This window comes from Cutibacterium nasicola, assembly GCF_051303185.1.
Lineage (GTDB): Bacteria > Actinomycetota > Actinomycetes > Propionibacteriales > Propionibacteriaceae > Cutibacterium.
This window is the reverse complement of the sequence record NZ_JBPPGE010000001.1, coordinates 46,013-67,980: the sequence shown is the minus strand read 5'-3', so window position 1 is coordinate 67,980 and position 21,968 is coordinate 46,013. Positions and strand designations below refer to the sequence as shown.

Here is a 21,968-nt window from a genome sequence, read left to right as displayed (position 1 = left end):
CCCGGCTCCCCGCAGCCAGGACAGCATGCTCCCAGCAGCAGGTCGGCCAGGCAGTCCAGTGGGTTCACGATGAACCAGTCTCGCCGGTCAACGTCATGTCATGGAAGGGTCAAGCTGTCATCGCGACCGCGCTGACCCCTTGCAGAACCTGGCGCCAGCGGAATCTCTCCTCGTGGTGAAGCAGTTTTCCGTCGTCGCTGAGCACAACGGCCTCAATGCCGGTTTCCATCGGGACTGTCACCACGGATTTCATGCTCGCCCCGCTGAGCGGCCCCATGGAGGTTGCGCCCGAGCCGTCAACCATGACCTCGTACGGCGCAGTCACCCCAGCTTCGATCGCGCTGCCCAGGACACACAGTTGGGTTTGGGAAAGCCAGGCGACGTCGCTGATCTTCGACAAGTTCGCGTCCGAGGCGGACAACGGTGTCTCGACGATGTGGCCTAGATGAACTACGCGGCCCTGCCGTGACAGCAGGCCGATACCCAATCCGAAGGTCTTCCCCCGCTTGAGGACCAGAGCCGCACGAATACCATCGGGAGAGACACTGAACGAGGTTACTGTGCGGCCGCCAAGGTCAACGACAGTGGCCACTCGGGACCCATCCGCGTCAACGACGACGAGTGTGGGATCTGTCGAGGAGAACGTCATCACACTGCGATCGACGAGGACTTGTGGGCGAAGCAGATTCGCCCCGGTGGCGACGACGTTGACCTGATCGCTACCTTCCCGCCATGTCACCAATGATCGACGATCTGCAGAAACCGCGTGCCACACCGCGCCGGGGGTACTCAAGGTTGCGACGGGCATGGCGAACTGGGTGGACGCAACAGTTGAGACACCGGCCTCCGGGCGAGTCTGCTGGCCCAATGCCCCGGGCATGATCTGGAGGGCTTGGCCTGATGGGCTGACCCGTCCCATCTGCCCCTTGACGACAGCAACGACCGTTGGGGAGACCGTTGACGGGAGAGGTATGAGGTCGGCGTACAGGTCGGCCGACACAGTGTTGTCCTCAGCCGCTTCGGGGAGAGGTAGTAGGGATCCGCCGGCGGTGAATCGGATGCGTGAGACGGCGGCAAAACCACTCAGAGTGCAGGTGACTTGACTGGCAAGCAGCCGACGTTGAGATTCTGAGAGTTGGGCTGCGGACGCGCTCAGTGGCACGGTGACGACGCCAACAGCGTCAACCGAGGTCGTCCCAAGGGCCTTCACACCGTCCGGTAATGCCGTGCGAAGTACAGGCTTCAAGTGTTCCGGTACACCGGCCATCATCGCCCTGAGTGCGACGTCAGGAGTAGCCCGCGGGCTCGGCAGGTGAATGACATCCGGGACCAGACGGTCGGCGTCGGCGGCAAAGAAGTAGATCGGAATCGCCGACCAGGCGCGCTGAAAAGTATATTGCGAGATCAACAGCCCTTCGGGGGGCCGGGAAATCCGCCATTGTCCGGATTCCTGAGCCATGCCGAAATCGTGTTTGAGCGTCTGTGACGTCGCCGGGTGGTAGTGCCCGTCGGCATCTATGGTGCCAACGATCGGAGCCTGAAGAGACGCCGTCGCCACCGTGCTTGTCGGCTTGTAATTGGTGGCCTCGTAGATCGTCGCCCGGGAATGGGGATCCCAGCGGTCCGCCACGTCCTTGGTGAGGTAAGCACGAGCGACACGGTAGTCGTCATCCGCACTCGTCATTGCCTGCAGGAAACCGCCTACGACAAGGTCAATCGACGCGCCATCAACAGGAGGCTGAGGAGCGACGTCAATGCCCTCCCGCTGACTTGAGACCTCGTGTGGGTCGTCGGCCTGTCTCACTGCCCCCGTGGACGGCACCTCGGCGCAACCCGCCAGCACGAGGGCGGCTCCCGACAACACGGCACGGCGTGTGGGACGCAGTGTCATCGCTCCTCCTCAGATCCGGTCGGGCTGGCATCGCTGGGCTTGGCGGGCAGTGGGGACTCGACGACCACTGCGCCGGAATCCCTCGGAATGACCAGCCGGAAGAAGGCGCCCTCACCGGGTCGTCCCCACGCCGTCAGCCAGCCATTGTGCAGGTTGGCGTCCTGACGAGAAATCGCCAGGCCGAGACCGCTGCCACCCACGGTGCGCACCCGGGACGGGTCTGCGCGCCAGAACCTACCGAAGACCTTTTCCGCCTGCCATGGCTCGAATCCGACCCCGTGGTCACGCACGGCGATCCCCACAGCACAGTCATTACCGGCGACGGTCACCTCGACCATCTTTCCCTCGGCATGTTCAACGGCATTCGACAGCAGGTTCCTGACGATGCGGCTGATCCGGCGCGGGTCAACCTCAGCAGTCTGCGACGTCTCGGTGGTGAGTACGATCGGAACTCCCAGACGCTCTGCGAGTGGCGTCACATCGACGATCTCGGTGCGGACAAGTTCGACGATGTCGCAGTCCTCCAGTGACAGTTGTGCGGCTCCGGCGTCGAACCGAGAGATCTCGAGCAAGTCGGCCAACAGAGTCTCGAAACGCTCCATCTGGGTCCGCATGAGGTCGACCGACCGCACCTGGACCGGATCATCGGGATTGGCCACGATCATGTCGGAGGCCATCCGCATCGTCGTCATGGGTGTGCGCAACTCGTGGGAGACATCCGAGACGAACTGTTGCTGCAATGTCGACAACCTCTCCAATTCCCCAATTCGTCGATCCAGCTGGGCTGCCATGTCATTCATGGACTTGGCGAGGGTCGCCAGGTCGTCAGTCCCCCGAATCACCATGCGTTCGTCCAACGCCCCGCCGGCCAATCTCGACGCTGTGATGGAGGCCTGCCGAATGGGTTGGGACAGGTGACGGGTCGCCATGTAGGTCGCCAAAGCGATGGCCAGGGCCATGAGAGCTCCGACGCTGATGACACTGCGTCGCAGCAACTCGACGGTGGCGACCTCCTGGGTCTCCGGAAAGATGAAGTACACCGGGATGGACTGGCTGGTCCCAGGGGACCACAGGACCGACCCGACCACGATCCCAGGGACGTCAGGACGCACGTGGTCGGTGTAATGGATCATCGTCGGCGCGGTCCACATCCCACTTGACTCCCCCACCTTCGCGGTGAGTTCAGCCGGGACGGACTCCGGCGCGACCCCTTGGGAAATGAGTCCGGAGACAGGGCCCTGGATGACGACGTGATACTGCCCAGACTGTCCAGCTGCGTCGTCTGCAAGTCGGTTGAGCCGCTCATGGAGAGAGGCAGTGCGCAGATCGGTGTCTCGCAGCTGGCCCTGGATGCGAGTGATCGTCGTAGTCGTCTCCGCAATGGCAGAGGCACGTTTGGCTTCGACGATTCCCGCGGTGGCCTGACGAACCAGGAAGAACCCACCGACGACGAGAATGACCAGACTGCTCGACAACGTGATGGTCACCATACGCAGCGGCAATGACGACCACCACAGCCGCCGCAGACCGGCAAGCCAGGACCGGGGCCAACCAGATCGTCGGTGGCGCCCAGCACGCCGCGCCGGGGTGATCAGCTCTCCTCCCCAGGTGTACTGATGCGATATCCGACTCCGCGCACCGTGACGATCATCTGAGGACGCTCAGCGTTTCCCTCCACCTTGGAGCGCAACCGCTGCACGTGGACGTTGACGAGGCGAGTATCGGCATTGCTGGTGTAACCCCAGACCTCCCGGAGCAGGGTCTCGCGGCTGAAGACCTTGTTGGGATGCTGAGCCATCGTCACGAGCAAGGAATACTCCAGCGGCGTCAAGGAGATCTCTTCCCCTCCGCGTTGCACCACATGGGCTGATGAATCAATGGTCAGATCCCCGACACTGATGATTCCGCCTTCGTCTCGTTGTATGGCTGGAGTGCGCAAGCGGGCACGTATGCGGGCGACAAGTTCGGCGGACCGGAAGGGCTTCGAGACGTAGTCGTCGGCACCTGCCCCCAATCCACGAACGACGTCAGGGGTGTCCGAGCGGGCCGTGAGCATGATGATCGGGACGCCGGATTCGCGTCGGATGTCCTGGCAGATCTCGATGCCGTCACGGCCCGGAAGCATGAGGTCGAGGAGAACGAGCGCGGGCGTGCGCTGCCGGAACACATCCATGACATCATCGCCGTGCCCGACCCACACGGTTGAGAAACCCTCCTTCACCAGGACGAGCTGAAGCATCTCGGCCAGGGCCGCATCGTCATCAACGACAAGAATCGGCCCGTGATCAGCGGCGGTGTCCACCACAGACCTCCTGACTCATTCCGCAATGGTGCACATCGTAGCCCCAATGGCTCCCGACCATCGATCAATTCAGGGTGGGGGTGTCCGTGGCGGTGGCAAGCACCGCCGCAGCGCCGTTCTGACGATGCAGTACGGCTCGCCACAGAGCTCTCGGCTCAGAGGAGAAGATGTCCTCGGGGTGGGCGACGGCTCTGATCCAGTCGCCGCGGATGAACTCAGCCTCAAGCTGTCCGGGCTCCCATCCGGCGTATCCCGCGAAGACACGGAGGTCAGTGAAGGCGCCATCCACGAGTTCGGTCGGGGTGTCGAGGTGAAGCAGTCCGGTGAGCCCATCGACACGTCGCCACCCGGGAGGCTCCTCGCTTGATCGTTGCACGCGGGCCAGGCAGATGGCCCCGCTCGGCGACATCGGCCCCCCGAAGAAGAGGTCCTGCGGAGGGGTGGCGAGAGGCTCCCAGTCGGGTAGTTGGCTGCGCAACGTTCCCGCCGAGCAGGGTTGGTTGACGATGACCCCGAGGACACCGTCAGGGGCGACGTCGATGAGATAGACGACGGACTCGCAGAAGCACCCCTCGTCGATGTGGCGACTCGCCAACAGCAGGTCACCAGCTTTGAGAGGGTTCGCGAGTATCACGACGCCCATTGTGTCACCCAGAGCCGGGGTGATTCGAGGTAATCGTCAATGTGAGGTCGACTGTAAGCGGCCGCCGCAATAGCTCAATCGTGTCGACCTGTGACCAACTCGACGGTGTAGGGATTCAGAGGCACATGATCGGTATCCGAAGGAGGATAGCCTAAGGTATGGGCGCAAGCACAGTGAGACCATATGATGAGCATTATTTTGCACGGCATCAATCAATAGGGCAGGATGAAATCGTTCTTATGCTGCCATACTGTGAAAGGCTACCGTGAATTCTCCCGCGATCCGACGCCGCACCGTGATCTCAGGCACTGCGTGGGCGACGCCGGCTGTCATCTCCGCACACCGACTGCCAGCTTCCGCAGCGTCCACCCCCCCCCCCGCAGCCTCCGCCGAGTATGGTCTGTTTGTCACTGCCGGCATGAGCACTGAGTTCGTTTCGACGAATTATGTCGGATATGACCAAACCGACGATCCTTCTACCGGCAACTACCCGACGACCCCCAGCGAATACTTCACTGCAGTCAAGTCCGGTAGCAGCCCTCAAAATGACATCTATTGGGACGATTCTGCCACGTGCTACAGCAATAGCGCCTTCTTCCACAACAGTGAAGGGTCACTCACTCCCGTCACCAACATTTCATCGGGAACGAATGGCTCTTATGCTTCGGCGAGCGGTTTCTGGTGGTCCGTTCCCACCACGTCGTCACAGACGGGCACCGGATATATTCCTGGCTCGACCGCGACGCTGAACAGTGGGGCCACCTTCGTGACCGATATCGAGTTCATCGTTCCGCAAGAGGCCCAGTACGCGGCGAACCACATTAGGGTGAACCAGCAGGACTACTGGACTGAAGAGCTTTCTGGAAAACTAATCACGATACCTGGCAAAGCGCCTTATCTGGCCAGCCAAAATGTCGGTGGCAGCTGGTCCGTCACCGCGCCGACAACAACCACATTGCCAGACGGATCACTGAAGGTCACCGGCACGCTCACCTTCACGACCACGAAGTCATTCACGGTGACCCAGTCAAAGACCAAGTACTACGGGCAAACCCTCATCATGCCGGCAACGTTCCGGATGATGGCTAATGACGGATGGTCATCATTTAGTCTCACGTCATATGTGCAGTCAGCAACCATCACATACACCGGGCAACCGTCCAGTTCCCCCTCGAGCACCACTCTGACCAACCAGCTGCTGACCACGAGCAAAGTCGTCAACAAGGCTTGCTGAGCGCCTGTTAATGGTTGGGGCCAAGGACTAAGGCCGGCATCATGAGCCGCCGTGAGGGCCTTTCCGGTTGACGACGGGTTCAACCGGAAAGGCCCTCACACTGTCTTGGTCGTTGCAACCTATCGAGTGAGTACCCCGACCGATTTGGACATTGACCAGCTCGTCCCGTTCTATTCCTCGGGTAGTAGAGAGTGCGCTCGATGTCCCGGTCCTCCTGCTCCCCCCGGTTAGGACCGATGGCCCCAGCGCAGACAGCATCAAAATGCCTGCCGGCGCGCCAATGTACCAACGCCAGCAGGCACTCAGTGGAGATGGCGGGAATTGAACCCGCGTCCTTGAAAGACAGTCCAGACATTCTCCGGGCGCAGTCGATGCTGTCGTTGTTACTCGGCTCCTGCACACACACCGACATGGTGCAGACAAGCCCAGTCACGGAAAAGTCCCGTACAGCCTCCGTGACCACGGCTGTACAGCAAGCCTTCTAAACGAGGCCAGGATCCGGACGGAAGGCTACATCCGGGCTGACCCTTCGATCACTGATCAGGCAGCGAGAGCGAAGTCAGTGCGAGTGTTCTCGGCACTTATAGGTTTCCAGGGGTCGTTAACGAGTTGACCCTGGGTCCTCGGCCCGCTTCTCCTGGAACAACCATTCCAAGTCGAAACCAGTCATCCCCTCTATGGTGTTGTACCAGTCAAGTCTACCTCATCGGCCCCGAGTCACCGAACCCGTCAGCCGACGCCGACCGTCGTCGAAGAACTTCAGCGGGATCGCGTCGAGCAGCGGATTCGTCCACTCGACCCCCTCGAAGGCACGAGCGGCGTGAATGATCGTCCCGGCGAACCACGCCATCCCAGCAAGGGGGAAGGCGATGATGAGCATGGTTGTGTTGGCAGCAACTCCCAACACAACCATGGCCAGCAGCAGAGCAAGCACCTGGAAGTTCGCCTGATGAGCAACCTGACGACGGGTCCACGAGCCCCGAGGCGACATTGCCACCCCCAACATCGGACCCAGCGGCCCGAGGAAGAGCGGGGACAACCCGATCAGCCCAGCAGCCAGCGACTCCCCGGAAGCGACACGCCCCGCCCGAGACGACCGTGCCTGACCACCGATGACGGCCAGACCATTCAACGTGGCGTTGAGATCAGCTCGCGTCACCGCGGCCAGAGCACGACTCACCCTGTCCTCGAAGTCAGCCGACGAGAGCCGACCGTCGACATAGGCAGTGCGCAAGAAGGCCACGACTCGGTCGCGTTGAACGTCGTTGACGAGCCACTGATCCCCTCCCGACTGCCACGGCTGATAACTGTTCACGTTGTCCATGATGACCCGGTCACCGGCACAAACCAATGACCGCCATTGCGGCATCGACCGTGGCCATAGGAGCCACGGCTTGAACCCAGACCAGCGTCTCAGTCCTGACCTTGGAATCCACGAACGGCGTGGGAGATGGTGAGAATCATCCAGACCAGCGCCACAAGACTTACACCCCTGAAAGAGCCGACCGAGCCCGAACCGATCCCGATCAGCAAGGGGAGGAACACCACCTGAGTCACTAGTTGATGCGTGATCTTCCGGTGTGCCCATGACCCCTTAGGAGTCAGCGCGAACCCGGCAGCGGGTCCAATGGGGCCGCTAACGAGCGCCGACAATCCACACAGTCCTACGCCCATCGTCGGTCGCTCCTCGGGAACGTCCGGCAACGGTGCCCTGATCCCTTCGGGAACCGATGGCTTGAAGGACGGCAACCCGCGATAGCTCTCGTCGAGTTCAGAGCGAGTTCGTGCCAACAACGCAGTCTCAATTCGGCGTTCTCGCTCCATGTCGTCAATGACTCCGTGCGCATAAGCGTCACTGACGTGGTCCAGGACTCTTTCGCGCTGTTCGTGTGTCACACGTAGTGAAGAGGTCTCCGGTTGCCACGCGGTACTCATCGCGACACGTCTTCGGCAAAAACGCTCAACTGTGCAACATCGTTTCGCAACTCGGTGATCTGCTCGGCCACGCGAACAGGAGCAGTGCCACCGCGTCCGGACCGGGAGCGCACCGACCCCCCGACCGTCATGACTTCACGGACCTGCGGGGTGAGACGAGGATCAATGGCCGACAACTCCTCGTCCGTGAGATCGGCCAATTCCTCACCCTGGGACTCAGCCTCACGCACGCACGCCCCGGACAGCTCGTGGGCGACGCGGAACGGCACCCCCTGTCGCACCAGCCACTCGGCGACATCGGTGGCCAGGGAGAATCCCTGACCAGCCATCTCGGCCATGCGCTCGGTGTTGAACACCGCGGTGGCCATCATCCCGGTCACGGCAGGAAGCAGCAGATGGAGCTGATCGATCTGGTCGAAGACCGGCTCCTTGTCCTCCTGCAGGTCCCGCGCATATGCCAGCGGCATGCCCTTGAGGGAAGCCATGAGACCCGCAAGGTCGCCGATGAGTCGGCCCGCCTTGCCACGAGCGAGCTCGGCAATATCGGGGTTCTTCTTCTGCGGCATGATGGACGACCCGGTCGAGAACGAGTCGTCAAGGGTGACGTAGCTGAACTCGCGGGTATTCCAGATGATGATCTCCTCGCTGAGCCGCGAGAGGTCAACCCCAACCTGGGCAGCCACGAAGGCGAACTCGGCAACGACGTCGCGAGCCGCGGTGCCATCGATCGAGTTGGGAGCCGACGATGAGAACCCGAGGTCCCGTGCGACGGCTTCCGGATCCAGACCGAGTGACGACCCCGCAAGGGCCCCCGAGCCGTACGGAGAGCAGTCCATCCTGGCATCGAGGTCACGGAAACGCTGCACGTCGCGCACCAGTGGCCAGGCGTGAGCAAGCAGATGATGGGCCAACAGCACCGGCTGGGCGTGCTGCATGTGGGTACGGCCAGCGATGACGGCGTCACCAGCCTCCTCGGCCCGTCGCGCCAACACGTCGACCAGTTCCAGCACCTCACCGGCCAGGCTACGAGCCTCCTCACGCAGATACCGCCGCAACAGGGCAATGATCTGGTCGTTGCGGGAGCGACCAGCACGCAGACGTCCGCCAAGATCGTCACCAGCTCGTTCCATGAGGCCGCGCTCGAGGGCGGTGTGAACGTCCTCGTCATCAGGGCCGGCGACGAATCGTCCGGAGACGACATCGTCCTCAAGCCTGTCGAGAGCCTCGATCATGCCTTGGTACTGCTCGTCGTCCAGCAGACCCGCGGTATGGAGAACTCCGGCGTGGGCCCTGGAACCAGCAATGTCGTGGCGTGCCAGCCGCCAGTCGAACTGGGTCGACACGGACAGGGCCGCCAACGCCTCGGACGGCCCACCGGAGAAGCGTCCACCCCACAATGCCATCGGACGGTCAGAGCTGTTCCGGTTGTGGTCGTGCGGTTCGGTGGTCAAGAAGAACTCCTCGCTCGGGAACGTGTTTTCAGCTTACCCGCCACCATGCCCCTCCCCGTCCAGCTGTGGCGTTTCCCGGGGACCCCGACCAGATTGTCAGACGGTCACCGCGTCGATGAGATCGGGCAGGGCATCGATGAAGGACTGAGCCTCCTCCTTGCCAAGGATGTATGGAGGGGCCAACCTCACCGTCGATGGATTGGCAGCATTCACGATGAAACCATGCTCGCGAGCTGCACCCACCAGGGCACCGGCGATCTCGGAGTCGAACTGGATACCGATGAGCGCGCCACTGCCCCGCACCTCGGTGACCCGAGGATGGCACTGCCTCAGCGCCGTCGACAACAAGGTACCGATCTGACGCACACGGGCCAGCAGATCCTCGGACTCGATGGTGCTGATGACTGAGTAGGCCGCCGCGCAGGCCAACGGGTTGCCGCCGAAGGTCGTCCCGTGTTGGCCAGCAGTAAGGATCCCGGACACGTCCGGCCCGAATGTCATCGTCGCCCCAATGGGAAATCCGCCGCCCAGCGCCTTGGCCAGGGTCATGATGTCGGGTGTGATGTGAGCGCCATGGTGGGCAAACCAATGACCGGTACGCCCCATCCCGCACTGCACCTCGTCGACAACCATGAGGACACCGTGCGAGGCCGTCTGCTCTCGCACCTGCTGCAGGTACTCCACCGACATAGGAACGACACCAGCCTCTCCCTGGACCGGCTCGATGAAGACCCCGGCCACGTCGCCCTTGTCCAACTCGGCGGCAAGAGCTTCGGCATCCTCCGGGGGGACGAAGGTCACGTCAACCGCCGAAGGTCCGAAGGGCTGACGGTAGGCGATCTTGTGCGTCAACGAGAGGGCGCCCAGCGTCCGGCCGTGGAAGGCATGCTCGAGCGCGATGATTCGACCACCGGGGTCATGGGCAAGGCAGATCTTGACCGCCGCCTCATTGGCCTCGGTGCCCGAGTTCGAGAAGAACACTGCGGATCCCCGTGGCGCCTTGGCCAGGGACAACAACTTCCCGGCAAGATTGAGCTGCGGTTGCGTGGTGAAGAAGTTCGAGACATGAGCAAGGCTGGCAGCCTGGTGGCTGACTGCCTCAACCCATGCGGGATGTGCATATCCCAGAGCGTTGACGGCAATACCACCGAGCAGGTCAAGGTATTCCTTGCCGTCACTGTCGACGACGACGCAACCGTGCCCGCGCTCCAGACACAGCTGGGGGCTGCCGAACACACCGAGAAGGTCGTGACGGTAGCGTTCCTGCCACGTGGCAGTCGTCTGGTCGTAAGTCATGGCCATCCCTTCAGTCATCGTCATCTCCTTACACATAGTCGTCGCGTCGGGCCATCGTTCCGACTCCCTTGGACGTGAAGATCTCCAACAGCAGGGCGTGCTCGATCCGTCCGTCAACGATGGCCGCGCTCGACACGCCTCCGTCAATGGCATCGAGCAAGGCCTGGCCCTTGGGGCGCATACCTTCTCCCAACCGGGGAACCATGGAGCGCAGGTCCGTGGCCGAGATCTCCGAGACGAGTGTGCGGGGATCCGGCCAGGTGCCGTAGATACCGGCCACATTCGTCAGCATGACAAGTTTCTCGGCGCACAGGCCTTGAGCAATGGCCGTGGCAGCGGTGTCAGCGTTGACGTTGAGAACCCGCCCTGTCGGCCACCCGGCCTCGTCAACCTCAGGGCTCACCGGAGCGATGACGGGAATCTGCCCGCGATCCAACATGGAATTGATGAGTTCAGTGTTGACATCGACGATGTCTCCCACCAGGCCCATGTCGATCTGTTCCCCATCGACGATGACCCTCGACTTTCGCGCTGACAACAATCCGGAGTCCTCACCGGACATGCCGGCGGCCAGAGGGGCATAGGTGTTGATCCGGTTGACCAGCTGACGGCCCACCTGGCCGACGAGCACCATCCGGACAACCTCCATGACCTCGGGAGACGTCACCCGCAAACCATTGCGGAACTCCACGGGTGTCGCGGACTCGGCGAGCATGGCGTTGATCTGGGGTCCGCCACCGTGGACGACGATGGGACGGATACCCACCGATGCCATGAAGACGATGTCGTCGGCGAAGGCCTGCTGCAGGCCAGGGTCGACCATGGCGTTGCCGCCGTACTTGACGACCACGGTCCGACCCTGGAACCGCCTGATCCAGGGCAGCGCTTCAACCAGGACCTCGGATTTACGCTGAGCCGAGAACTGGGAATCGTCGAGGGGGATGTCGAGGGCGAGGATCATGATGTGTATGCGCTGTTCTCTTCGACGTATTCGTGGGTCAGGTCGTTGGTCCACACCGCAGCCTCGACGTCACCAGCGTGCAGGTCAATGTCGATGTTGACCTCGCGCAAGGTCATGTCGACGAGGTCTCGGGAATCCCCGATTCCTCCGGCCCTGCAGACCTGGACGTCATTGACCGAGACGTCCACCTCGTCGGGGTCGAAGGGAGCCACGTCCTCGGGCACGCATCCGACAGCTGCCAGGATTCGTCCCCAGTTGGGGTCGTTGCCGGCGATGGCTGTCTTGACGAGGTTGGAACGCGCGACCTCGCGAGCCACGGCGACGGCGGCATCCGTGGCTGTCGCCCCGCGAACCGTCACCTTGACGTCGTGGTGGGATCCCTCGGCATCGGCGACGAGCTGGCGAGCCAGATTCGCACACAGATCGGTGAGGGCCGAGACGAGGTCGGCCCCGGAAAGACTGGCACCGGAGACGCCGGACGACATCGCAACGACGGTGTCATTGGTCGACATGCATGCATCGGAGTCGACACGGCTGAACGTGACGTCGCAGGCCTGTGCCAGGGCGTCCTGGAATTCCTCGGGATCCACGACGGCGTCGGTGGTGAGGAAGGCGAGCATCGTCGCCAGTTGGGGGGCCAGCATGCCTGCCCCCTTGGCGATTCCTCCGAACCGCGTCCCGTTCTTCTCGACGGTGGCGGTCTTGGTAACGGTGTCGGTCGTCATGATCGCTTGCGCCGCCGACTCGTCAACGTCGTCTCCCCGGTCCAAGGAGTTGTGCGCGGCGGTGGCTCCCACCAAGATCGACGGCATGTCGAGTCGCACGCCGATGATTCCCGTCGAGGCGACGACCACCTCGTCGGGCTTGCAACCGACCAGGGTTGCGACGTGCTCAGCCTCGCGTTGGGAGTCCGTCAGGCCGTCAATTCCGGTGCAGGCGTTCGCAACGGCAGTGTTCGCGATGATAGCTCGTGCCTTGTGGTCAGCCACGGCCTGACGCGACCACTGCACGGGCGCCGCACAGACGCGGTTGGTCGTGAACACTCCCGCAACGGCGTCGCGAGGGCCGTCGTTGACGATCAGTGCAAGATCCGGGACCGGTCTGGTTCGCAGCCCGGCCTGAACACCACGGGCACGAAATCCGAGCGGATAGGTAACGGACATGAATCCTCCTGTCACGGGTTGAGTCCGACCATGGGCAGCCCCTCTGTTTCGGGAAGTCCCAGGGCCAGGTTGAGGCTCTGAATGACAGCACCAGCGGTTCCCTTGACAAGGTTGTCAAGGGCGACGACGACAATGGCCAGGCCGGTGTCGAGGTCACCGACGGCGTTGATGTGCACCATCGCCGAGCCGACGACGTCGTGGGTGTCGGGGTGAGCATCGGTGATGTGGATGAGCGGCTCGTCGTCATAAACCTCATGCAGCCGTCCGAGAAGATCCTCACTCGAAGCCTGGGACGGTGCTGTACACACCGCGAGGATCCCCCTGGTCATGGGGACCAGGACAGCACTGACGCTCAGCTGAGGATCCTTGGCCCCGGCGGTGCGCAAGGACTGCATGATCTCGGGGATGTGACGGTGGGCATTGCCAACGGAGTAGGGATGGGCTCCCGCACTCATGCGAGAGAAGGTGAGGTCCGGACGACTCGACTTTCCGGCCCCCGAGGTTCCCACAACCAGGGTCGCTGCGATCTGAGAGGTGTCAACGAGTCCCACCAGCGGTGCCAGACCGACGGCAACGGCCGAGGCGTTGCAGCCGGGTCCGGCGATCCGGATCGCTCCGACGAGGTTTCTGCGCTGTGAACCTCCGGCAGCCAGGGGAAGCTCAGGAAGGCCATAGGCCCAGGTACCGGCATGGTCGCCGCCGTACCAACGCTGCCAGTCCGCCGACGAGGACAACCGGAAATCTGCACCGGCATCGACGATGACGACGTCAGGGTTGACCTCGCTGAGACCATGGGCGATCTCGCCGGAGGCGCCGTGGGGAAGGGCCAGCACAACCGCGTCATGGCCTGCCAACCGATCGACGTCCATCTCGGAAAGGCTTCGCTCCCCTGCCACCCCGGCCAGCTGTGGCATCGCCTGGGCCACCGGGAGACCTGCCTGGCTGTGCGCAGCAAGGTCCCCCATCGTCAGCTCGGGGTGCGCAGCCAGCAGACGCACGACCTCAGCTCCCGCATGTCCGGAAGCTCCAGCCACCGCGACAGTGAATCCTTTTGCGCTCATGTACATATTTATACACTGGAACACATGTTCCACCAACCCGCACTCACAATGTGGAGACACAAGACCGCCACCACACGGTACGTGCGGTGGTGGTCGTCAACGATTCAGCGCTTGCGATTGCGTACGCGACTCGCCAGTGCTCGTTGGGCCTCGCGCTTGGCGTCCCGCTCACGAATGGCTTGCCTCTTGTCCCAGTCCTTCTTGCCGGTACCGACGGCGATCTCGACCTTGGCGTAACCGTCCTTGAAGTACAGCTGCAGCGGGACGATCGTCTTGCCCGGGCCGTCAGCCTTCCGCGACAACGTCGTGATCTCACGCTTGTTGAGAAGCAGCTTGCGCTTGCGCATGACGTCGTGGTTGCGCCAGGTCCCGAAGGCATATTCGGGGATGTGGAGGTTGTACATCCACACCTCCCCCCTGTCATCAACCTGGGCAAAGGCGTCGGTCAAGGTGGCCTTGCCAGCGCGCAGGGACTTCACCTCGGTGCCCTGGAGGACGATTCCGGCCTCCCACCTGTCACCAATGGTGTAGTCGTGGGTGGCGCGACGATTACGCGCGACGACCTTGACTCCCTGTTCCCTGGGCATGGCGAGCCTCCTTCGACACAGCGCGTTCCATCCTATACGGATCAGACCCTGAGGTACTTCTTCGTCGCGATGTAGGCCGGTACCACGGAGAGCACGATGGCCACGACGATCATCCACGCAATCGAGGTCCATACCTGGGGCCACCCAACCCACGCCACGGTCGTGATGGAATGAGCCATCTTGCGCATGACGACCAGGTCGGCGCCCAAGGCCACGGTGAGACAGGCCAGCAGTGCTCCAATGAGACCCGCGATGAGGGACTCCAGGAGGAAGGGCATGAGGATGTAGGTGTTCGAGGCACCCACCAACTTCATGATGCCCAGTTCGCGACGTCTGGCGAAGGCAGCCATCCGAATGGCGTTGCCAATCTGCAAGGCCGCGGCGACCAACAGCAGCACCGACATTCCGAAGGTCACCCATTTCAGGGCATTCATCCACAGGAATATTGGGTCCAACACGTTGTGCAGGTCGACGACCGACTGCACACCGGCCAGGCTCTGAGCCTCCGTCACCACCCCCTGATATTGCTGGGGGTCAACCAGTTTGACACGGTAGGAATCCTGAATGGTGTCCTCGGTGAGAACGTCCTTGACCGGTGAATCCGCATAGATGCGCTGGTACTCCTGGAAGGCCTCGTGCTTGGACTCGTAGTAGACGTGCGAGACCTGAGGATTGGCCTCCAACGCCTGACGAATCGCGTCCTTCTGACTTTGGGTGGCGGCTTTCTGTCCCGAGCACCGCGCTCCCGAGACGCCGTCAACGCACAGGAAGACGGAGACCTCGACCTTGTCGTACCACTTGCCCTTGAGCAGGTCGACCTGCTGAGTGGCCAGCAGGGCCGCCCCGAACAGGGACAGGGAAACCCACATCGTGACGATGACGGCTAGGGTCATCGTCGCATTGCGGCGCAGCCCAGACCACGTCTCTCGCAAGGTGTGACGCATGTGTGTCCTCGTTCTGTCTCGTGTCGGGGATGTCAGGAGTTGCGGTAAACGCCGTCGTTCTCGTCCCGGACGACATGTCCGAACTCGAGCTCAATGACTCGTCTTCTCATCTGGTCAACGATCGTCGAATCATGAGTGGCCATGACAACCGTGGCACCAGTGCGGTTGATGCGATCAAGGACCTTCATGATGCCCACGGCTGTATCGGGGTCGAGGTTTCCTGTCGGCTCGTCGGCGATGAGAATCTTGGGACGGTTGACGAAGGCCCGGGCCAACGCGACGCGCTGCTGCTCACCTCCGGAAAGCTCGTCGGGCATCCGCTTCTCCTTGCCGTCCAGGCCGACCAGTTCCAAGGTCTCGGGAACGACGGTACGAATCTCCTTGGTCGACTTACCGATGACCTGCATCGCGAAGGCGACGTTCTCGTGGACCGTCTTGCCCGGCAGCAGGCGGAAGTCCTGAAAAACCGTACCGATCTGTCGACGCAAGGCCGGCACCTTCCATGACCTCATCTGATTGAGGTTCTTCCCGGCGACGTACAGGGTTCCCCTCGTCGGCCGGTGCTCGCGCAAAATCAGCCGGATGAAGGTCGACTTGCCCGAGCCGGACTGACCGACGAGGAAGACGAACTCTCCCTTGTCGATGTCGACGTTGACGTCGGACAATGCGGCCTGGCTCTGTCCCGAATATGTCTTCGTGACGTTGTCGAAGGTGATCACGTCTGTCCCGTCAGTCGGTCTCGTTCTTGCGACGCCAACGAATGCCAACGTCAATGAAGTCGTCGATGTCGCCGTCGAAGACCGCGTCGGTGTTGCCAACCTCGTGGTTGGTGCGCAGGTCCTTGACCATCTGGTACGGGTGCAGCACATAGGAACGCATCTGGGCACCCCACGAATTGCCCTCCGACTTCAGCGAGTTCATCTCGGCCTCCTGCTCCTCGCGAGCCTTCTCCAGCAGCTTGGCCTGCAGGACTCGAAGGGCCGCAGCCTTGTTCTGGATCTGGGAACGCTCGTTCTGACAGCTCACCACGATGCCGGTGGGAAGGTGGGTCAGGCGGACAGCCGAGTCAGTGGTGTTGACACCCTGACCACCAGGGCCAGAAGCGTGGAAGACGTCGACGCGCAGGTCCGACTCGGGAATGTCGACGTGGTCTGTCTCCTCCACGACGGGAAGCACTTCGACACCGGCGAAGGAGGTCTGACGACGTCCCTGGTTGTCGAAAGGGCTGATACGCACCAGACGGTGAGTGCCCTGCTCGACCGACAAGGTGCCGTACGCGAAGGGGGCATGAACGACGAAGGTCGCGGACTTGATGCCCGCCTCCTCGGCGTACGAAGTGTCGAGGACCTCGATCTTGTAGCCGTGCCGTTCGGCCCAACGCAGGTACATCCGCAGCAACATCTCGGCGAAGTCAGCCGCGTCAACGCCGCCAGCCTCCGAACGGATGGTGACGACGGCCTCGCGCTCGTCATACTGCCCGGACAGCAGGGTGCGAATCTCGAGAGCGTCGATCTCCTCGCGAAGCTTGGCTGCCTCGCTCGTCGCCTCCGCCAGGGACTCCGCGTCATCGCCATCAGCTGCGAACTCCAGCAGAACCTTGACGTCCTCGATGCGCGAACGCAGCCGCTCCAGGCGCTCGATCTCAGCCTGCAGGGCAGACAGCCGCGAAGTCACCCGCTGAGCGTTCTCCTGGTCATCCCACAGGTTCGGGGCGGCCACCTGTTCCTCGAGGTCCGCGATCTCGGCCTTCTTGGCCTCGGGGTCGAGAACATTTTCGATCGAGGACAGGGATGTGTCGAGCTCCTCGATAGTCTGTTGAAGGTCTACCAATGCCACGTCAGCCAACTCTACAGGGGCACAACGACAACTCACCGTGTCGACGCCGACCCCGAACGGTGTGCTCACACCCACGACTCGGTACAGTGGTGCATCCAGGGCGTATAGCTCAGTTGGTCAGAGCGCCTGCCTTACACGCTGGAGGTCGCCGGTTCGAGCCCGGCTGCGCCCACCCTTGCGCGCCGCAGATCGCATTCGGGTCAGGTACTACGTTTTGGCGGCTACGAACCACCTTTGCATGTCTGGTTGTGTGCGCTGTGACGGTGCTGTGCCATTCAGGTATCCTGAATATTGCTGCCGTCAATTGATGAATAAGGAGTTCGCATGACACAGCCGAACCACCCACAGCAACCTGACGATTTTGGCGGCCCGGAGTGGCCCAGCGAGAGCCACGCGCAAGGCGGTTTCGACCAGTTCGGACAGCCTGTGACCGCTCATCCCTACCAGGCTCCAGATCCTTACTCCAATCACAGTGACCCGTCTGGCGAGGACCACCGAAGGCCGCACGTCGATTTCGGCCGCGCCGTCAAACTCTTCTTCAAGAATTACGCCGTCTTCAATGGGCGGGCATCCCGATCCGAGTACTGGTGGATCTTCCTCTTCTCGATCTTGGTCGAGATGATCCTCAACGCGATCAATTTCGCCATGGACGGGACCCCCAACGACCCGGCGAGGCTCTACGCGGTCCTGAGCACCATCTGGTTCCTGGGTACTCTCATCCCCTCAATCGCGATCGGTGTGCGCCGCCTGCACGACACCAACCACACCGGCTGGTGGCTGCTCATCTCCCTCATCCCGGTCATTGGTTGGATCTGGGTGCTGGTCTACCTCGTCCAGGATTCCGACGAGAATGCGTGGCAGTCCTACGACAAGGAGCCGCTGCCCGTCACCGAGTAACTCTTCAGTCACCAGACATCAGAAAGGGTCCGAACACATCGTTCGGACCCCTCTCGCGTACCTCAGTTCTTGGGTTCCTCAGGCTTCTGCTTGCAGATTCGCGAGGACGTCGTCAAGATCGTCAGGACGCACCAGCACGTCTCGAGGCTTCGAGCCTTCCGACGGCCCGACGACATGACGGGTCTCCAAGATGTCCATGAGGCGACCGGCCTTGGCGAATCCGACGCGCAGTTTGCGCTGCAACATTGATGTCGAGCCCAACTGCAACTCGACCACGAGCTTCGCCGCCTCGAGCACGAGTTCCATGTCGTCACCAATATCCTCAGCCACCTTCTTTTCGGCTGTCGGAGCAGCAACATCGTCGCGATAGCGGGCCTCCATCTGAGACTTCACATGGGACACGACCTGGTGAATCTCGGAATCAGACACCCACGATCCCTGTACACGCACCGGCTTCGACGCACCCATCGGCAAGAACAACCCGTCACCTTGGCCCACGAGCTTCTCGGCGCCCGGCTGGTCCAAGATGACGCGGGAGTCCGTCATCGACGAGGTCGCGAACGCCAGCCGCGACGGGATGTTGGCCTTGATGAGGCCGGTGCATACATCAGTCGACGGGCGCTGAGTCGCCAACACCAGATGGATACCGGCGGCACGTGCGAGCTGGGTGATACGAACGATGGAGTCCTCGACGTCGCGGGGGGCAACCAGCATGAGATCTGCCAACTCGTCGACGACGACCAACAGATACGGGTAGGGGGCCAAGACCCGCTCCGATCCTGGGGGCAGAGTCACTTCCCCAGCCCGTACTGCCTTGTTGAAGTCCTTGACGTGACGGAACCCGAATGCTGCCAGATCGTCGTAGCGCTGGTCCATCTCGCGCACCACCCATTGCAGGGCCTCGGCAGCCTTCTTGGCGCTGGTGATGATTGGAGTCACCAAGTGTGGGATTCCCTCGTACTGGGTCAGCTCAACCCGCTTGGGGTCTACGAGCATCATGCGCACCTCGTCAGGAGTCGCTCGCATCATGACTGAGGTAATCAGCGAGTTGACGAAACTCGACTTACCAGAACCAGTCGCGCCAGCTACCAGCAAGTGAGGCATCTTCGCGACATTCGCAATGACGAATCCACCCTCGACGTCCTTGCCCAGGCCGACGACCAGCGGATTGTGATCATTGCGAGCCTTCGAGGAACGCAGCACGTCACCCAAGGAGACAATCTCCTTGTCGCGGTTTGGAATCTCGATACCGATGGCCGATTTTCCGGGAATCGGGGACAAGATACGCACATCCGGGGAGGCGACCGCGTAGGCGATGTTCTTGCTCAAGGCAGTGACCTTCTCCACCTTGACGGCCGCACCGAGTTCAACCTCGTATCGCGTGACCGTCGGTCCGCGGGAGTAGCCCGTCACCTGCGCGTCGATCCCGAACTCACCGAAGACCGACGACAACTTGGCGACGACGGCGTCGGAAGCCTCGGTGCGAGCCTGTGGAACCGATCCCGGATGGAGCAGCTCGGAGGCCGGCAAGGTGTAGGCGATGTCACCGGAGAGTTGCAATTGCTCGACGCGAGTCGGCATCGGCTCATGCGCCGGGGGCTCGAGGTCCGTGTGTTCGTGAACGGTGAATCCCTGCGGCAATCCGGCAGTCGTGCGCTCGTTGGCTGGCTCAGCGCCGTCAATTGGAAGATCGAGAGGCAGGGATCCCTCAGCCGAGTCGGGGGGAGTCTCGTCGACGATCTCGGCGTCGAAGATCGTGTCGAGGCTCTCATTGGTGCGCTCGGAGCTGCTCTTGCGCTTCTTGGAGCGACCCTCCTTGACAGGTGTCATCTCCTGCGTGGCGACCTCGTCAGGATTGTGGTCGACGAGGGTGTCTCCCACCAGGGGAGTGTCGTAGGCGCGGCGAGACTCGATCGCTCGAGGCCTGGTCACCGCGCGATGGGAGGCATTGCGCACCCGAGCTGCCCCGTCCACAAGGGGGCGTCCCACGATGAGGAGCACGCCCAAAGCCGTCACGAGGATGAGCAGCGGCAAGGCGACCCACACCGTCAGCAGGTCGGCCAGCAGACTGGAGGAAATGTAACCGAGCATGCCGCCAGCGGCACGGACCGCCTCGGGATGATCTGGGCGTGGAAGGCCGTGGGCCATGTTGACGACGCCGAGAAGGCCGAGGAAGAAGCACACCCAGCCCATCACCGGGCGTCCGCCCGTGCCGTTGACCGCCGGGTGACGCAGAGTGTGCCACATCATGGCCAGGCCGAGGAGAGGCAGGGCGTAGGACAGCGACCCGAAGATCGTCGCCACTCCCATTCGCAAGCCGTCGCCGAACCCACCGGGCAGATCGAACCAGAATCCAGCGGCCACCAGGGCCGACAGCAACAGCAGCATGAGTCCGGTGCCGTCGTGGGTCACCTCAGGCTCAGCTGGGCGTCCACCAATACCGCGGACCATGGTTCCCAGTCCGCGGGCAATACCCGACCAGGTTGCCGACAGCGCTCGCGCCACCGGATTCATGGACGTGGATGCACTCGGTGGCGTCGACCTGCCCCTCGAGCTGGTCGACGTCTTCTTGTTGCTTCCGTTCGAGCGTGTGCCCGAGCCACGCGACGATTTCTTCGCCGTCGTATTTCGAGGCCGCGCTGGGGAAGACGCACGAGTCGCCATGTCATTGACGTTATCAACCATGAACCCCAGTGGCCGAGAGGCCAGGCGGAGAGTCAGATGATTTTACCGGCGAGTGACATCGCTCGAACGCAATGTGAATGTCGTGGTCATCTCAGGAATGGAAGTGGGTCCACCCTCGCTCACGCTGCCACGGCTGACCGTTGACGAGAACCGTGGGGTCGGCAACCTGATCAGGTGGAAGAACCCGACCGATGACCGTCCATCCCTCCGGAACGGCGCCAGGAGCGAACGTTGCGGCCAAGGCATGATCCTCTCCCCCGGCCAGTACCCAGTTGAGCGGATCCATACCGGTGGCCATGCCGACGGTCCGCACCGATTTCTCGATGTCGAGAGCCGAAGTGTTGACGTCGATGGCGAATCCGGATTCCTCTGCAATGTGCCCCAAGTCGGCCAACAGACCGTCCGAGACGTCGATCATCGCGTGGGCGCCCGCCTGAGCCGCCACCCGTCCCTGCCCGTAAGGGACCTCAGGGCATCGCTGGGCCGAGACCGCTGCACGCGGGGACCGGAATCCTCGACCGAGCAGCACGAGTCCGGCGGCAGCCAGGCCAAGCTGACCGATGACTGCCACGTCGTCTCCCGGAACAGCGCCGTCACGACGGACCGGGGCCATCCCAGCTGTCTGGCCGATCACGGTGACCGCAATGCTGACGACAGGTCCAGCGGTCGTGTCACCGCCCACGACGCTCACCCCGGCCTGCTCTGCCTCGGCAGCCATTCCCGCCATGAATTCCCGAGCCCAGGTGACCGGCAGATCTCCGGGCGCAGAGAATCCGACGACGAGGGCAATCGGGACAGCGCCCATTGCCTCGATGTCGGAGACATTGACGGCGACCGCCTTGCGTCCGACATCGTTTGCCGTCGACCACCTGCGACGGAAGTGCACCTCTTCGACGAGGACGTCGGTCGAGACGACGGCAGATCCGTCGACCTGGAACACGGCACCGTCGTCCCCCGGCCCCAGGGTGACGGCCTGGCTCATGGGCAGATCCCTGACGAGGGAGGAAATGAGCGGGAACTCCCCCACCTGGGAAATGGTCGTTGTGGTGGCCATTGGATCTCCTTGGTACCGGGCTGGTGGT

At 62.4% G+C, this 21,968-nt stretch carries 20 protein-coding genes, 1 tRNA gene and 1 other RNA gene; 4 read left to right on the top strand and 18 right to left on the bottom strand.

Going from position 1 to position 21,968, the window contains the following annotated elements:
* Positions 1 to 109: 109 nt before the first annotated feature.
* From ACSJJT_RS00340 to ACSJJT_RS00325, 4 genes are all read right to left on the bottom strand, one after another.
* Positions 110 to 1,891, bottom strand: a complete 1,782-nt coding sequence (locus ACSJJT_RS00340; protein WP_435916426.1) for an LpqB family beta-propeller domain-containing protein — start codon at positions 1,889 to 1,891, stop codon at positions 110 to 112.
* Positions 1,888 to 3,366, bottom strand: coding sequence for an MtrAB system histidine kinase MtrB (gene mtrB / locus ACSJJT_RS00335; protein ID WP_435916983.1), 1,479 nt, complete (start codon positions 3,364 to 3,366; stop codon positions 1,888 to 1,890). The genes ACSJJT_RS00340 and mtrB overlap by 4 nt, the downstream gene beginning before the upstream one ends.
* Positions 3,367 to 3,482: 116 nt before the next feature.
* Positions 3,483 to 4,193: an MtrAB system response regulator MtrA gene (mtrA, locus tag ACSJJT_RS00330; RefSeq protein ID WP_435916425.1), complete on the bottom strand. Its 711-nt coding sequence runs from the start codon at positions 4,191 to 4,193 to the stop codon at positions 3,483 to 3,485.
* 64 nt (positions 4,194 to 4,257) lie between these two features.
* Positions 4,258 to 4,836 (bottom strand): YqgE/AlgH family protein, encoded by a 579-nt coding sequence (locus tag ACSJJT_RS00325; protein ID WP_435916424.1) that lies wholly within the window; start codon positions 4,834 to 4,836, stop codon positions 4,258 to 4,260.
* A gap of 418 nt (positions 4,837 to 5,254) precedes the next feature.
* Here ACSJJT_RS00325 and ACSJJT_RS00320 point away from each other — a divergent pair, with 418 nt between their 5' ends.
* Positions 5,255 to 6,070, top strand: coding sequence for a hypothetical protein (locus tag ACSJJT_RS00320; RefSeq protein WP_435916423.1), 816 nt, complete (start codon positions 5,255 to 5,257; stop codon positions 6,068 to 6,070).
* 303 nt (positions 6,071 to 6,373) lie between these two features.
* Here ACSJJT_RS00320 and ssrA read toward each other — a convergent pair.
* From ssrA to prfB, 12 genes are all read right to left on the bottom strand, one after another.
* Positions 6,374 to 6,744: a transfer-messenger RNA gene (gene ssrA, locus ACSJJT_RS00315) on the bottom strand.
* 29 nt (positions 6,745 to 6,773) lie between these two features.
* Positions 6,774 to 7,385, bottom strand: coding sequence for a DUF1707 SHOCT-like domain-containing protein (locus ACSJJT_RS00310; protein ID WP_435916422.1), 612 nt, complete (start codon positions 7,383 to 7,385; stop codon positions 6,774 to 6,776).
* Positions 7,386 to 7,483: 98 nt separating this feature from the next.
* Positions 7,484 to 8,005 carry a DUF1707 SHOCT-like domain-containing protein gene (locus tag ACSJJT_RS00305; RefSeq protein ID WP_435916421.1) on the bottom strand — a complete coding sequence of 174 codons (522 nt, stop codon included), beginning with the start codon at positions 8,003 to 8,005 and terminating at the stop codon, positions 7,484 to 7,486.
* Positions 8,002 to 9,408, bottom strand: coding sequence for an argininosuccinate lyase (argH, locus tag ACSJJT_RS00300; protein ID WP_435916981.1), 1,407 nt, complete (start codon positions 9,406 to 9,408; stop codon positions 8,002 to 8,004). The genes ACSJJT_RS00305 and argH overlap by 4 nt, the downstream gene beginning before the upstream one ends.
* A 144-nt stretch (positions 9,409 to 9,552) precedes the next feature.
* Positions 9,553 to 10,770 (bottom strand): acetylornithine transaminase, encoded by a 1,218-nt coding sequence (locus ACSJJT_RS00295; protein ID WP_435916420.1) that lies wholly within the window; start codon positions 10,768 to 10,770, stop codon positions 9,553 to 9,555.
* Between the two features lie 10 nt (positions 10,771 to 10,780).
* Entirely contained in the window at positions 10,781 to 11,713 is a 933-nt protein-coding gene (gene argB / locus ACSJJT_RS00290; protein WP_435916419.1) for an acetylglutamate kinase, read from the bottom strand.
* Entirely contained in the window at positions 11,710 to 12,876 is a 1,167-nt protein-coding gene (gene argJ, locus ACSJJT_RS00285; protein WP_435916418.1) for a bifunctional glutamate N-acetyltransferase/amino-acid acetyltransferase ArgJ, read from the bottom strand. The genes argB and argJ overlap by 4 nt, the downstream gene beginning before the upstream one ends.
* A gap of 11 nt (positions 12,877 to 12,887) precedes the next feature.
* Complete coding sequence (argC, locus tag ACSJJT_RS00280) at positions 12,888 to 13,943, bottom strand: N-acetyl-gamma-glutamyl-phosphate reductase (protein WP_435916417.1); 1,056 nt, start codon at positions 13,941 to 13,943, stop codon at positions 12,888 to 12,890.
* A gap of 98 nt (positions 13,944 to 14,041) precedes the next feature.
* The gene (smpB, locus tag ACSJJT_RS00275; protein ID WP_435916416.1) at positions 14,042 to 14,524 is read right to left on the bottom strand and encodes an SsrA-binding protein SmpB; all 483 of its coding nucleotides are present in this window, start codon (positions 14,522 to 14,524) and stop codon (positions 14,042 to 14,044) included.
* Positions 14,525 to 14,565: 41 nt separating this feature from the next.
* Complete coding sequence (gene ftsX / locus ACSJJT_RS00270) at positions 14,566 to 15,468, bottom strand: permease-like cell division protein FtsX (protein ID WP_435916415.1); 903 nt, start codon at positions 15,466 to 15,468, stop codon at positions 14,566 to 14,568.
* A 32-nt stretch (positions 15,469 to 15,500) separates the two neighbouring features.
* Positions 15,501 to 16,187, bottom strand: a complete 687-nt coding sequence (gene ftsE, locus ACSJJT_RS00265; RefSeq protein WP_435916414.1) for a cell division ATP-binding protein FtsE — start codon at positions 16,185 to 16,187, stop codon at positions 15,501 to 15,503.
* Positions 16,188 to 16,197: 10 nt separating this feature from the next.
* Positions 16,198 to 17,304: a peptide chain release factor 2 gene (gene prfB / locus ACSJJT_RS00260; protein WP_435916413.1), complete on the bottom strand. Its 1,107-nt coding sequence runs from the start codon at positions 17,302 to 17,304 to the stop codon at positions 16,198 to 16,200.
* A 98-nt stretch (positions 17,305 to 17,402) separates the two neighbouring features.
* On the opposite strand from prfB, the gene ACSJJT_RS00255 reads away from it, so the two are divergent.
* Both ACSJJT_RS00255 and ACSJJT_RS00250 read left to right on the top strand, forming a co-directional pair.
* Positions 17,403 to 17,476, top strand: a tRNA-Val gene (locus tag ACSJJT_RS00255).
* Between the two features lie 152 nt (positions 17,477 to 17,628).
* The gene (locus ACSJJT_RS00250) at positions 17,629 to 18,201 is read left to right on the top strand and encodes a DUF805 domain-containing protein (protein WP_435916412.1); all 573 of its coding nucleotides are present in this window, start codon (positions 17,629 to 17,631) and stop codon (positions 18,199 to 18,201) included.
* A gap of 78 nt (positions 18,202 to 18,279) precedes the next feature.
* Here ACSJJT_RS00250 and ACSJJT_RS00245 read toward each other — a convergent pair whose 3' ends face one another.
* Positions 18,280 to 20,652, bottom strand: a complete 2,373-nt coding sequence (locus ACSJJT_RS00245) for an FtsK/SpoIIIE family DNA translocase (RefSeq protein ID WP_435916411.1) — start codon at positions 20,650 to 20,652, stop codon at positions 18,280 to 18,282.
* A 19-nt stretch (positions 20,653 to 20,671) separates the two neighbouring features.
* On the opposite strand from ACSJJT_RS00245, the gene ACSJJT_RS00240 reads away from it, so the two are divergent.
* Positions 20,672 to 20,926: an amidase gene (locus tag ACSJJT_RS00240; protein WP_435916980.1), complete on the top strand. Its 255-nt coding sequence runs from the start codon at positions 20,672 to 20,674 to the stop codon at positions 20,924 to 20,926.
* Positions 20,927 to 20,977: 51 nt separating this feature from the next.
* On the opposite strand, the gene ACSJJT_RS00235 is transcribed toward ACSJJT_RS00240, so the two are convergent.
* On the bottom strand, positions 20,978 to 21,940 hold the full coding sequence (locus ACSJJT_RS00235; RefSeq protein ID WP_435916410.1) for a thiamine-phosphate kinase: 963 nt from the start codon (positions 21,938 to 21,940) through the stop codon (positions 20,978 to 20,980).
* Positions 21,941 to 21,968: the final 28 nt, after the last annotated feature.

Coding starts and splice junctions, on each gene's coding strand:
- ACSJJT_RS00340 (WP_435916426.1), bottom strand. CDS start 1,891: ATGACACTGCGTCCCACACGCCGTGCCGTGTTGTCGGGAGCCGCCCTC.
- ACSJJT_RS00325 (WP_435916424.1), bottom strand. CDS start 4,836: ATGGGCGTCGTGATACTCGCGAACCCTCTCAAAGCTGGTGACCTGCTG.
- ACSJJT_RS00320 (WP_435916423.1), top strand. CDS start 5,255: ATGAGCACTGAGTTCGTTTCGACGAATTATGTCGGATATGACCAAACC.
- ACSJJT_RS00305 (WP_435916421.1), bottom strand. CDS start 8,005: ATGAGTACCGCGTGGCAACCGGAGACCTCTTCACTACGTGTGACACAC.
- argH (WP_435916981.1), bottom strand. CDS start 9,408: ATGGCATTGTGGGGTGGACGCTTCTCCGGTGGGCCGTCCGAGGCGTTG.
- ACSJJT_RS00295 (WP_435916420.1), bottom strand. CDS start 10,770: ATGACTGAAGGGATGGCCATGACTTACGACCAGACGACTGCCACGTGG.
- argB (WP_435916419.1), bottom strand. CDS start 11,713: ATGATCCTCGCCCTCGACATCCCCCTCGACGATTCCCAGTTCTCGGCT.
- argJ (WP_435916418.1), bottom strand. CDS start 12,876: ATGTCCGTTACCTATCCGCTCGGATTTCGTGCCCGTGGTGTTCAGGCC.
- argC (WP_435916417.1), bottom strand. CDS start 13,943: ATGTACATGAGCGCAAAAGGATTCACTGTCGCGGTGGCTGGAGCTTCC.
- smpB (WP_435916416.1), bottom strand. CDS start 14,524: ATGCCCAGGGAACAGGGAGTCAAGGTCGTCGCGCGTAATCGTCGCGCC.
- ftsX (WP_435916415.1), bottom strand. CDS start 15,468: ATGCGTCACACCTTGCGAGAGACGTGGTCTGGGCTGCGCCGCAATGCG.
- ACSJJT_RS00250 (WP_435916412.1), top strand. CDS start 17,629: ATGACACAGCCGAACCACCCACAGCAACCTGACGATTTTGGCGGCCCG.
- ACSJJT_RS00245 (WP_435916411.1), bottom strand. CDS start 20,652: ATGGTCCGCGGTATTGGTGGACGCCCAGCTGAGCCTGAGGTGACCCAC.
- ACSJJT_RS00235 (WP_435916410.1), bottom strand. CDS start 21,940: ATGGCCACCACAACGACCATTTCCCAGGTGGGGGAGTTCCCGCTCATT.